7 protein-coding genes are annotated in these 12,351 nt (G+C 71.5%); 4 read left to right on the top strand and 3 right to left on the bottom strand.

Annotated elements, in window-relative coordinates; genetic code table 11:
- Positions 1-37: 37 nt before the first annotated feature.
- Positions 38-3,661 (bottom strand): transcription-repair coupling factor, encoded by a 3,624-nt coding sequence (gene mfd, locus F4558_RS22355; protein ID WP_167945916.1) that lies wholly within the window; start codon positions 3,659-3,661, stop codon positions 38-40.
- 454 nt (positions 3,662-4,115) lie between these two features.
- On the opposite strand from mfd, the gene F4558_RS22360 reads away from it, so the two are divergent.
- A complete protein-coding gene (locus tag F4558_RS22360) occupies positions 4,116-5,027 on the top strand; it encodes a cyclase family protein (RefSeq protein WP_167945918.1) in 912 nt (303 codons plus the stop codon).
- Between the two features lie 194 nt (positions 5,028-5,221).
- Entirely contained in the window at positions 5,222-6,127 is a 906-nt protein-coding gene (locus tag F4558_RS22365; protein ID WP_157552450.1) for a helix-turn-helix domain-containing protein, read from the top strand.
- 253 nt (positions 6,128-6,380) lie between these two features.
- Here the strand turns inward: F4558_RS22365 and F4558_RS22370 are convergent, their stop codons facing one another.
- On the bottom strand, positions 6,381-7,421 hold the full coding sequence (locus F4558_RS22370) for a S66 family peptidase (RefSeq protein ID WP_167945920.1): 1,041 nt from the start codon (positions 7,419-7,421) through the stop codon (positions 6,381-6,383).
- Between the two features lie 143 nt (positions 7,422-7,564).
- Here F4558_RS22370 and F4558_RS22375 point away from each other — a divergent pair, with 143 nt between their 5' ends.
- Positions 7,565-8,227 carry a hypothetical protein gene (locus F4558_RS22375; RefSeq protein WP_167945922.1) on the top strand — a complete coding sequence of 221 codons (663 nt, stop codon included), beginning with the start codon at positions 7,565-7,567 and terminating at the stop codon, positions 8,225-8,227.
- A 405-nt stretch (positions 8,228-8,632) separates the two neighbouring features.
- On the top strand, positions 8,633-11,419 hold the full coding sequence (gene ppc / locus F4558_RS22380) for a phosphoenolpyruvate carboxylase (protein ID WP_053655366.1): 2,787 nt from the start codon (positions 8,633-8,635) through the stop codon (positions 11,417-11,419).
- 105 nt (positions 11,420-11,524) lie between these two features.
- Here ppc and F4558_RS22385 read toward each other — a convergent pair whose 3' ends face one another.
- Positions 11,525-12,316, bottom strand: coding sequence for a hypothetical protein (locus tag F4558_RS22385; RefSeq protein ID WP_167945924.1), 792 nt, complete (start codon positions 12,314-12,316; stop codon positions 11,525-11,527).
- Between the last annotated feature and the right edge of the window lie 35 nt (positions 12,317-12,351).

Raw genomic sequence — 12,351 nt, forward strand, 5'->3', positions numbered from 1 at the left:
CGGGTCAGGCGGTCGCGGGCCGGTGGTCGCGGCCCCGTCAGGCGGTCGCGGCCACTGCCGGGGCGCCCAACACGTCGGAGAGCAACTGGGCACACCATTCGAGCAGCGCCTGGTCGCGCAGCGGCTCGCCACCGATCCGGCGGGTGCTCGGCCGGGGCACGCTCACCTGGTCGGTGGCCTGCTTGTAGACCGCGTCCGGGTGGTAGCGCTTGAGCCGCAACTGCTTCGAGTCAGGCAGCGGCAGCGGACCGAACCGGACGTGCTTGCCCTGCACGGACACGTCGGTCAGGCCGTACCGGCGGGCCAGCAGCCGGAACCGGGCCACCGCCACCAGGTTCTGCACCGGGGCGGGCGGCTCGCCGTACCGGTCGGTCATCTCGGCCACGACCTCGCGCAGACGCTCCTCGTCGCGGGCCTCGGCGAGCTTGCGGTACATCTCCAGGCGCAGCCGCTCCACGCTCACGTAGTCGTGCGGCAGGTGCGCGTCGACCGGCAGATCGATCTTGACGTCGACCTCCTCCTCCGGGCGCTCACCCTTGAACGCGGAGACCGCCTCGCCGACCATCCGCACGTACAGGTCGAAACCCACGCCCTCGATGTGGCCGGACTGCTCACCGCCGAGCAGGTTGCCGGCGCCCCGGATCTCCAGGTCCTTCATCGCCACGTACATGCCGGCACCCAGCTCGGTGTGCTGGGCGATGGTGGCCAGCCGCTCGTGGGCGTGCTCGGTGAGCGGCTTCTCCGGCGGGTAGAGGAAGTACGCGTACGCCCGCTCACGGCCCCGGCCCACCCGGCCACGGATCTGGTGCAGCTGGGCCAGGCCGAGCAGGTCGGCCCGCTCCACGATGAGGGTGTTGGCGTTCGGAATGTCGATGCCGGACTCGACGATCGTCGTGCAGACCAGGACGTCGAACTCCTTCTCCCAGAAGCCGACCATCACCTTCTCCAGGGCGTCCTCGCCCATCTGGCCGTGCGCCACAGCGACCCGCGCCTCGGGCACCAGCTCCCGCAGCCGGCGTGCCGCCCGGTCGATCGACTCGACCCGGTTGTGCAGGTAGAAGACCTGCCCGTCGCGCAGCAGCTCGCGGTGGATGGACGCGGCGACCTGCCGGTCGTCCTGCGCGCCGACGAAGGTGAGCACCGGGTGCCGTTCCTCCGGCGGGGTGGCGATTGTGGACATCTCCCGGATGCCGGTGATCGCCATCTCCAGGGTCCGCGGGATCGGGGTGGCCGACATGCTCAGCACGTCCACCGAGGCACGCAGGGTCTTCAGGTGCTCCTTGTGCTCGACACCGAACCGCTGCTCCTCGTCGACGATCACCAGCCCGAGCTGCTTGAACCGGGTGGCGGTCTGCAACAGCCGGTGGGTGCCGATGACGATGTCGACGGTGCCGTCGGCGACCATCTCCAGCGTGCGTTCGGTCTCCTTCGCGGTCTGGAACCGGGACAGCTGCCGGATCTGCACCGGGAACTGGTTCATCCGCTCGGCGAACGTGTTGTAGTGCTGCTGCACCAGCAACGTCGTCGGCACGAGCACCGCCACCTGCTTGCCGTCCTGCACCGCCTTGAACGCCGCCCGTACCGCGATCTCGGTCTTGCCGTAGCCGACGTCGCCGCAGATCAGCCGGTCCATCGGAACGGTCTGCTCCATGTCCCGCTTGACCTCGTCGATAGCGGCGAGCTGGTCGGGCGTCTCCTGCCAGGGGAACGCGTCCTCCAACTCCCGCTGCCAGGGGGTGTCCGGGCCGAACGCATGGCCCTTGGACGCCTTGCGGGCCGCGTACAGCTGGATGAGCTGCGCGGCGATCTCCCGGACCGCCTTGCGGGCCCGCGCCTTGGACTTCTGCCAGTCCGAGCCGCCCATCTTGTGCAGGGTCGGCTGCTCGCCGCCCACGTAACGGGACAACTGGTCGAGCTGGTCGGTCGGCACGAACAGCCGGTCGCCGGGCTGGCCACGCTTGCTGGCCGCGTACTCGATGACAAGGTATTCCCGGCTGGCGCCGTTGACGGTGCGCTGCACCAGCTCGACGTACCGGCCGATGCCGTGCTGCTCGTGCACCACGAAGTCGCCGGCCTTGAGCTCCAGCGGGTCGATGGTGTTGCGCCGCCGGCTCGGCATCTTGCGCATGTCCCGCGTCGAGGTGCCCCGACCGCCTGTGACGTCGTTGCCGGTGAGCAGCACGAAACGGGACGCCTCGTCGACGAACCCGCTGCCCAGCGCGCCGCAGGTGACGATCAGCTCGCCGGGCGCGGGCGCGGTCGGCACCTCCTCGGTCAAGCGGGCGCCCAGCCCCGCGTCGCGCAGCACCTCCACCGCCCGCTGGGCAGGGCCGTGCCCCTCGAAGACAAGCGCGACGGACCAGCCCTCGCCGGCCCAGCGCTTGATGTCGTCGACCACCCGCGCGGTCTCGCCGTGGTAGAGCGGAGCCGGCTGGGCGGCGAGGGTCACCGCTATGGCGTCGTCCGGCGTGACGCTTGCCTGCTCGGGCGCGTCCTCCCAGGGCTGGCGCGTCTCGGCCGTCTCGGCTTCCACCAGGCCGAACGGGGACAGCGTCCACCACGGCTGGCCGAGCCTGCCGGCTGTCGCGCGGACCTCGGCCAAGGTGCGGAACGCGGCGGCGCCGACGTCGACCGGGGCCTGGCCGCCGACCGCGGCCGCGGCCCAGCTGGCCTGCAAAAACTCCTCCGAGGTACGCACCAGGTCGTGCGCCCGGGTGCGGATCCGCTCCGGGTCGCACAACAGGACGTGGGTGCCGGCCGGCATCGCGTCCAGCAGCAACTCCAGCGAGTCGGGGCCGACAAGCACCGGGGCCAGCGACTCCATCCCCTCCACCGGGATGCCCTCGGCCAGCTTGTCGAGGATCTCGGCCAGCTCGGGGTGCTCCTGCGCCAACGCGGCAGCCCTGTCGCGCACCGCCGGGGTGAGCAGCAACTCCCGGCAGGGCGGCGCCCAGAGCAGTGGGACCCGCTCGATGGTCCGCTGGTCGGCGACGGCGAAGGTGCGGATCTCCTCCACCTCGTCGCCCCAGAACTCGACACGCGACGGGTGCTCGTCGGTGGGCGGGAAGACGTCCAGAATGCCGCCGCGCACCGCGTACTCACCGCGCTTGGTGACCAGGTCGACCCGGGCGTACGCCATGTCGGTAAGCCGGCGGGCCACCTCCTCCAGGTCGGCCTCCTCGCCGGCCGCGAGCTGCACCGGCTCCAGGTCACCGAGCCCCTTGAGCTGCGGTTGCAGCAGCGAGCGGACCGGGGCGACTACCACCCGCAGCGGGCCGGTCCTGCCGTGCGCGTCGGCCGACGCGGGGTGCGCCAGCCGGCGCAGCACAGCCAGGCGTCGGCCCACCGTGTCCGAACGTGGGGAGAGCCGCTCGTGCGGCAGCGTCTCCCAGGAGGGGAAGACCACCACCTGGTCGGCCGGCAGCAACCCGCCCAGCGCGGCGGCCAGGTCGTCGGCCTCGCGGGTGGTGGCGGTAACCGCCAGCACGGGCCGGCCGGCGCCCTCGTTGTCAGCGGCTACCGCCGCGACAGCGAACGGACGCAACGCGGCAGGAGCGGTGATGTCGAGGCCGTCGACCTGGGCGGCACCGGAGCGCGCCAGGTCACGCGCCCGGGCCAGCCCGGGGTCGGCCAGGGCGGCGGAAAACAGACCGGTGAGCAAGGGAGTCCTTCCAGGGGAGTCGACGCACACACGACGGCTGCCCCTCGTCCGGTCGGACGGGGGGTGCACGACGACCAGCCTATCCCCGTCCACCGACAGCCATCCCATTCCGCCCATGTCCACGCCGCACGCGCCGCGCCCCCGCCCCGCACCCGCACCCCGCGCCGCGCCGCCCCGCACGCCGCGCCCGCCCCGCGCGCTGAGCACCGCGCGCCGCAAGATCCGCACAACTACAGGGAAGGTGTGGGCTCAGGTCGCGTGGAGGCAACAGTTTCAGTGAAGTTGCCCGGATCTTGCGGGCCGCCGTCGTCTCCGGGCTCCAGTCTGCGGGTGTCGCCGACTGCGCCGGGCCCCCCGCAGGGCCGCGCGGAAGCGCGCGTACCGCCAGCTATCGCGCGTACCGCCAGCTATGAGGATCTTGACTGTTCATCTTTGGGCGTGGTCGGGTTTGGGGATGGGTGAGCAGTGGCGGGCGCAGTTCGACGCGGAGGTGAGCTTCGCCAACGGTGGCGGGCTGCGGACCGAGAGGTTCCGGCTCGACATCCCGGGTCGGGAGATCACCGACGAGGACCTGGCCGCGCTCTTCGTACGGCACCTCGGGCTGTTGATGGTCGCCGAGGTGCGGATCAGCGCGAAGACGATCATCGAAGAGCCGCACAAGGGCGGGCGGGGCGTCGCCGGTGAGCCCCGCACCGGGCGTCGGCTCGTCGAGCTGAGCCATGTGATCACCGATGGGATGATCACCCTGCCCGGCTGGCCGGCACCGCGGATCGAGGACTGGCTGACCTTCGAGGCGTCCCGGGCGAACTACGCGCCGGGCACCGAGTTCCACGTGTCCCGGATCGACATGATCGCCAACACCGGTACGTACCTGGACACCCCCGCCCACCGTTGGTCCCGCGGTGACGACCTGACCGAGGTGTCGCTGGACCGGCTCGCCGACCTACCCGGCGTGGTCGTCCGGGTGCCGGCGGGGACCCGTGCGGTGGACCGGTTGATGCTGGCGCCGTACGAGGTGACCGGACGCGCGGTGCTGCTGCACACCGGGTGGGCTGAGCACTTCGGCACCGAGCGGTACAGCGCGCCGGAGGCGCCGTATCTGACCGGGGACGCCGCGCAGGCCCTCGCCGACGCGGGCGCCGCCCTGGTCGGCATCGATTCGATAAACATCGACGACATGGGTCCGCAGGCCGGAGGCGTACGTCCCGCGCACAGCACACTTCTCGCCGCCGGCATCCCGATCGTGGAGCACCTGACCGGTCTGGACGCGCTGCCGCCGAGCGGGTTCCGGTTCACAGCGGCCCCACCGATGGTGCGCGGCATGGGCACCTTTCCGGTCCGCGCCTTCGCCGTCGTCGACGCCTGACGTCGCCCGCAACCGCCGATCTCGCTGGTCGGCCCCTGAGCGTCGAGTCCAGGAGCCGTCGCCGGCCAGCTCGAACGCGCGTCGACGCAGGGCCAACCGACGCCCGGCGCGTACCGGGGTGGACGGGGGTCGATGAGTCGACGACCATCGGTGCGGATGGCCTGTGACGAGCACGTCGCGAACAAGGGGGAACGATGCCCGCCGAGGGAGTCGGCAGTGATCCGCGTCGGCGCACCACGCCAGCACGATGGCGCGTGCTGGGGCACCCGGACGGGATGTTGATCTACCAGGTGCGGTGCATCGTGGAGAACCACGGGTGGACGGAGCCCGCCGTGGAGGACCGCCACAAGATCGTCCTGGGCCGCTCCGGGGCGTACCGTCGCCGGCTCAACGGCCGGGTCGGGCTCTCCGATGCCACCTCCGTGATCCTCACCCGACCGGGCGACGAGATGGCGGTGGCGCACCCGTTCGGCTGCGGCGACTCGTACACCTGCTTGGAGATCGATCCGGCGGCGCTCGCGGACCGGCCGGACGCGGAGCACTGGATGGACCGCAGCGGCTGGGCCGGGACGTCGGACGCCCCGCTGGACCTGGCGCACCGGCTGTTGGTGGCCGAGTTCCGGCGTGGGCTGGACGGCTTCGAGATGGCCGAGCGGTTGCACCGGTTCCTGGCTCGCCTGCTGAGTTACAGCCCGCTCGGCACCGGCGACGTGGGCGGCGATGTCGATCGGGCCGTACGCCGGAGACCGGCGACGCTCGCCGCGCACCGGCGGCTGGCCGACCGCGCCCGGGAGGTGCTTGCGAACTCCGGTTTCGCGCTCGGTCTGGACGAGGTCGCCCGGGAGGTCGGTAGCTCTCCGCACCATCTCAGCCGGGTGTTCCAGCGGATGACCGGCAGCAGCCTCACGGCCTACCGCAACCGGCTGCGGGTGCGGGAGTTGCTGGACACCCTCGCCGAACCCGACGGCCGTCCGCTCGGCGCGCTCGCCGCCGAGTACGGCTTCGCCGACCAGGCGCACCTGACCCGGGTGGTCCGGGAGCAGGTGGGCCACCCACCCGCCCGGCTGCGCCGGCTGCTCACCGCGTCCGACGCGGCCTGACTCCCCCGACGGCGACGGAGGTGCCGCACGGGGAGCGTGCGGCACCTCCTCGAGCGCCAGGGGCGCCACGGGGCCCGGGTGGGACGTCGGGCCTCCCCGAAAAGGTCCGCATGCCCCGCTCCGGTGCTGCACTGGTTGGCAACTCCCGGACCCACGTGAACAATCCTCGGCGCAGGCACTCCCAGCGTCTTGAAGAAATTTGCTCGTCTCGGACGGCCCTCCCCACGACCCGGTGAGCGCTGAGGGAGGCGGATCAGTAGCGCACCGCGATACGACGGGCCCGTGAGTCGACACGGATCTCTCCGCCGTACGGGATGATCAACTGCGGGTCGGTGTGACCGAGGTCGACGTCGAAGACCACCACCGCGTCCGGGTTGTACGGCGCGAGCGCCCGGGTGATCGCCTCCCGCTGGGCCTCGCCCCACGCCGATCGTTCCGGCACCGACAGCGGCTTGTCGAAATCCCACGCCTTGGGTCGACCGACGACGACCGCCGGGAAGCTGGCGAGCAGCCCACGCTCCCCCATGTTCCGCACCATCCGGAACACCTCCTGCGCGGTGGGCAGTTCGTTGGAGGTCTCGACGACCAGCACGGACCCGGCCAGCTCTTCGGCTGTCGGCACCCGGTCGGCGGCCATCAGCCAGTGCAGGATTTCCAGACAGCCGCCCCAGGTACGCCCGCGCACCTCCCGCTCCGGGCCCTGCCAGCGCCAGCCGTCGCCGGCAAGCATCTCCGGCTCGTACGCCAGCGACCCGGGGTCGGTCCACGGGTTGGGCCGGTCACCCCATTCGGGCGCGGGCGACAACTCGTACCAGCCGGAGGTGAACAGGGCGGCCCGCAGCGAGTCGAAGGTCAGTGGGTGCGGCGAACCGGGCCGACCGAGGTGCACGAGGACAGACCCGCCGTGGTACGCGACGATGCCCAACCGATACAGGTGGTTGAGCACGTTCGTGTTGTCGGAGTACCCGAAGTAGGGCTTCGGGTTGGCCCGCAGCACGTCGTCGTCGAGATGCGGTGTGACCGTGATCAGGTCGTCCCCGCCAACGGTGGCCAGCACAGCGGTGATTGTCGGGTCGGCGAAGGCGGCGGTCAGGTCGCGGGCCCGGCCGCGCGGGTCGGCCCCGACCGCGCGGGTTGTCGGATACTCCACCGGCTCCAGGTGGAGTTCCTCGCGCAGCCGGCGCAGGCCCAACTCGTACACGTGCGGGAAGAGGGCCGGCAGACCGGCGGAGGGTGAGACGACGGCGACCCGGTCTCCCGGTCGGGGTTTCGGGGGATAGTTCGGCAACACCATGGTCAGAAGCTAGCCGGGTGGTCGAACGGGTTTCGGCGACTGAGAGCACGGCCGAGGGTGGCCTGCAAACCGGCTCGACTTGTGCGCTGGAGTACGCCTTATAGGCTGAGCGCCGCCGAAGTGGATCGAGAAGCGGAGCGCCCGTGACCACCCCGACCGGACATCCCTCACAACCCTTCTACCCCGGCCCGCCGTTCCACCACCCCCACGGCGGATATCCCGCGCCGTCCACGCCGGTGGCCAAGCGCATCCCGGAGAACGAACCCTTCGTCGTACGCCCCAACATCGCGAAGCGGGGCATGCTGTCCGCGGGAATCGTGCTCATCGTGGTCCTACCGGTCGCCTTCCTCGCCGGCCTCGGCATCGTGAGCACGGCGGAACCGGAGATACGCTCCGGGGCCGCCCTCGGCGTCCTCGGCCTGTTCGTGTGCCTGCTGACCGCGATCGCCCTGCCGCTGGGGATCCAGCTCTGGCTGATCGGCTCCGGCGGACCGGTGCTGGCGCTCAGTCCGGCCGGGCTCTGGATCCGTACCCGCCCGACCCGGGGCCAGGCGATCTGGATGCCCTGGGAGGCCGTCGGTCACATCTCCCGCCGGCGGTGGAGCCTGGAGAAGATGGTGGTGGTCACGCCCCGTGACGCCCGGATGCTCCAGCACCTCGGGGTGTTCACGCGGCTGGACAGCGCGCCACTGAGCGTCCTCTACGGCTCGGGCCTGGCCGCCACGCTCAACTTCGCGGACCGGCCGGAGGCGGAGATCATGGGGGCGATCATCCACTACAGCGCGGGCCGCTGCCCGATCACCTGATCGTCGGGACAGCGCGCCGGGCGCGGGAAACGCCCGGCGCGGGGTACGGGGCCGGCCTAGGCTGACGGCGTGGACCGGGAGACGCATGACAGTCCGTCACGTTCCGTGCGGCCGCCTGGCGCCCGCCATCTCGTGCGGACGGGCCGGCCTGGCCGTCACCGCGCTCACCATCTGGACGCCACCCGGCGTGCCGAATGTGCTCAGCGCCACGTCGATCGCTCGGCCCACCGCCTGGCATGAGCCTCCCACCAGCACGAAAGCGCGTGTCGCCAGCCGAGATGACAGGAAGGTCCGCTGCCTTCACCGCAGGAGTCGGCAAGGGCCCCCTCCTTACCGGCCGGGGACGCGGATACGATCCAGGGAGTCGGACAGCGCTGTCCTTCGTACTCACGTAAGGAGCGCATCGTGACCGACCAGCATGACCACGACGGCCCGGACGCCGCGCTGCGCGCCGACATCCGCCGGCTCGGCACACTGCTCGGGCAGACCCTGGCACGCCAGGAGGGCCGTCCGCTGCTCGACCTCGTCGAGGAGATCCGCGCCCAGGTACGCACCGACGTGCCAGCGGCCGCCCAGCGGCTCGGCGGTCTGGACGTGACCACCGGCACCAAGCTGGCCCGGGCCTTCTCCACCTACTTCCACCTGGCCAACATCACCGAGCAGGTGCACCGTGGCCGGGACCTGCGCCGCCGTCGCGCCGTGCAGGGCGGCTGGCTGGACCAGGCGGCCAAGATGATCGCCGAGCGGGGGGTGCCGGCCGAGGAGATCGCCGCCGCGGCTCGCCGGCTGGCGGTCCGGCCGGTCTTCACCGCCCACCCGACCGAGGCGGCCCGCCGCTCGATCCTGTCCAAGCTGCGCGCCATCGCCGACGAGCTGGACACCGAGACCGCGAACGCCATCCTGTACGGCGCCAGCGACGAGGGCCCCGCCAACCGCCGCCTCGCCGAACTGCTGGACCTGATGTGGCAGACCGACGAGCTGCGGCTCGACCGGCCCGACCCGACCGACGAGGCCCGCAACGCCATCTACTACCTGCGCGACCTGTACGCCGAGGCCGCCCCGCAGGTGCTCGACGACCTGGCCGACACGCTGCGCACGCTCGGTGTGGAGACGTCGCCGACGGCCCGCCCGCTGAGCTTCGGCACGTGGATCGGCGGCGACCGGGACGGCAACCCGTTCGTGACCCCGGCGGTCACCCGCGAGGTGCTGACCATCCAGCACGAGCACGGCATCGCTGCCACCGAGAAGGCGATGGACCACCTCATCAACGAGGTCTCCGTCTCCCGCCGGCTGCGCGGGGTCTCACTGGACCTCTCAGCGAGCCTCGCCGCCGACCTGGACGCGCTGCCCGAGGTGGCACCCCGCTTCCGGCGGGTCAACGCCGAGGAGCCGTACCGGCTCAAGGCGCGCTGCGTGAAGGCGAAGCTCGCCAACACCCGACAGCGGCTGCGTCAGGGCACCGCGCACGTGCCGGGCCGGGACTACCGGGGCTCCGCCGAGCTGATCGCCGACCTCGACCTGCTGCGCGCCTCACTGGCCCGCAACTCCGGGCAGCTCACGGCCGTCGGCCGGCTCGCCTCCACCATCCGTACGGTTTCCGCGTTCGGCCTGCACCTCGCAACGATGGATGTCCGCGAGCACGCCGAGGCACACCACGCGGTGCTCGCCCAGCTGTACGAGGCCATCGGCGAGGTCACCGACTATCCGGCCCTGAGCCGGCTGGAACGCACCAAGCTGCTCGCCGACGAGCTGACCGGCCGCCGACCCCTGTCCACTGTCGACACCCCGCTCTCGGAGCAGGCCCGCAAGACGTTCGACGTGTTCAGCACCATCCGGGAAGCCCAGGACCGCTTCGGCGGCGAGGTGATCGAGTCGTACATCATCTCGATGACGATGGGCGTGGACGACGTCCTGGCGGCTGTGGTGCTGGCCCGCGAGGCCGGGCTGGTGGACGTGCACAGCGGTCGGGCACGGATCGGGTTCGTGCCGCTGCTGGAGACCCCGGCCGAGCTGAACGCCGGCGGTGAACTGCTCGACCAACTGCTGTCCCTGCCTGCGTACCGGGCTCTTGTCGCGGCCCGGGACGACGTGCAGGAGGTCATGCTCGGCTATTCCGATTCCAACAAGGAAGCCGGGATCACCACCAGCCAGTGGTCGATCCACCGGGCGCAGCGCGCGCTGCGCGACGTGGCCGCCCGGCACGGGGTGCACCTGCGACTGTTCCACGGCCGCGGCGGCACTGTGGGACGTGGCGGCGGGCCCACGCACGAGGCGATCCTCGCCCAGCCGTACGGCACGCTCGACGGCGCGATCAAGGTGACCGAGCAGGGCGAAGTCATCTCCGACAAGTACAGCCTGCCATCTCTGGCCCGGGAGAACCTGGAACTCACCCTCGCCGCGGTGCTCCAGGCGACACTGCTGCACACCGCTCCCCGCCAGCCGGCCGAGATGCTTGAGCGCTGGGACGCCACGATGGACGTGGTCTCCGAGTCGGCGTACCGGTCGTACCGGTCGCTCGTCGAGGACCCGGACCTGCCGGCGTACTTCTGGGCGTCCACCCCCACCGAACTGCTCGGCGCGCTGAACATCGGCTCCCGGCCGGCCAAGCGCCCCAACACCGGTGCCGGGCTGTCCGGGTTGCGGGCCATCCCGTGGGTGTTCGGCTGGACGCAGACCCGGCAGATCGTGCCGGGCTGGTTCGGCGTCGGCTCGGGGCTGGCCGCCGCGCGCGAGGCCGGGCTGGCGGACGTACTGGCCGAGATGCACCGCAACTGGCACTTCTTCCGGACGTTCCTCTCGAACGTCGAGATGATGCTGACCAAGACCGACCTGAGCATCGCCCGCCGGTACGTCGAGACACTTGTGCCGAAGAAGCTGCACCCGATCTTCGAACAGATCGAGCAGGAGTACGAGTTGACAAAGCGTGAGGTCCTCGCGGTGACCGCCACACCGGCCCTGCTTGACAACTCGCCGGTGTTGCAGCGCACGCTTGCCGTTCGGGACACCTACCTGGAGCCGCTGCACCACCTTCAGGTGGCGCTGCTGCGGCAGTACCGGGATTCAGGTGCGGCCGGACGGGCGGTAGCCACCGCACCGGGAGGCCGACGCGCGCCAAACGACGGCACAGCCCTGGAGCGGGCACTGCTCACAACGGTAAACGGCATCGCAGCCGGAATGCGCAACACAGGCTGACCCACCCCCCAGCGCAGTCGATCATGGAGTTGTGGTGCCTGACAAAAGCCCCTCACGGGTGCTGATCGGCCACCACAACTCCATGATCGACGCTGCCGTCCGGGCTCACCAGTCTCCGCCGCCGAAATCGCCGCCGCCGAAATCGCCGAAGCCGCCGCCGCCGAAGTCACCGCCTGCGTAGTCTCCGCCGCCGAAGTCGCCGCCCTGGTCACCGCCACCGAAGTCGCCGCCCTGGTCACCGCCGTCCATGCCCTGATCGGCGCCGGCCGCGTCGGCACCGTACCCCGGGTCGGCGAAGGCCGGCGAGAACAGCGCGTCGGCGATCAGGATGCCGCCGAGCACACCCGCGCCGGCGCCCAGCGCGGTCTTCCACCACGGTGTCGAGTACCAGCCAGCCGGCACCGGCCGGCCCTGGTAACGACCACCGGGGTAGTAGTAGGGCGTGCCCCGGCCGGGCTGCGGGCCGGCCCGGAACGTCTGCCCCTGCACCTGCACCTCACGCTCCTTGGTGAGCTGCCCGACGCCGCGCGCTGCGGCCAGCGCCGGCAGCTCCGGGCCCGGGTCGATCCCCAGCGCGGTCCGCGCCGCCCGGATGTAGGCAAGCCCCTCCAGCGCCGTCTCCCGGGCCAGCGCGAACTGGTGCGGCGTACGCGCCTGCTCCAGCTGCGAACCCGCCGCGTTGTACCGCTCACCGGCGTCGGAGAGCGCCTGGCGGACGGCGGGCTCGTCGCCCTGGAGGGTCAACAGCTGGCCGCCGAGGCGCTCGTACCAGCGTTGCGCCTCCGCACGGGCATCGCCCAGCTCGGTGCGTCGGCGGGCGGTGGACTGGGAGCGGAAGAGCGCCACGGCACCCACGGCACCCAGCAGCACGATGGCGAGGCACAGCACGAGTTCCATGTCATCGAACGTACCCCCGAGTGTCTCGTCGTAGA

The organism is Micromonospora profundi (assembly GCF_011927785.1).
In the GTDB taxonomy this organism is placed as follows: domain Bacteria; phylum Actinomycetota; class Actinomycetes; order Mycobacteriales; family Micromonosporaceae; genus Micromonospora; species Micromonospora profundi.

What these genes read in the sequence shown, in the direction of transcription:
- F4558_RS22360 (WP_167945918.1), top strand. Translation starts at nt 4,116, where the DNA reads ATGGGTGAGCAGTGGCGGGCGCAGTTCGACGCGGAGGTGAGCTTCGCC.
- F4558_RS22365 (WP_157552450.1), top strand. Translation starts at nt 5,222, where the DNA reads ATGCCCGCCGAGGGAGTCGGCAGTGATCCGCGTCGGCGCACCACGCCA.
- F4558_RS22370 (WP_167945920.1), bottom strand. Translation starts at nt 7,421, where the DNA reads ATGGTGTTGCCGAACTATCCCCCGAAACCCCGACCGGGAGACCGGGTC.
- F4558_RS22385 (WP_167945924.1), bottom strand. Translation starts at nt 12,316, where the DNA reads ATGGAACTCGTGCTGTGCCTCGCCATCGTGCTGCTGGGTGCCGTGGGT.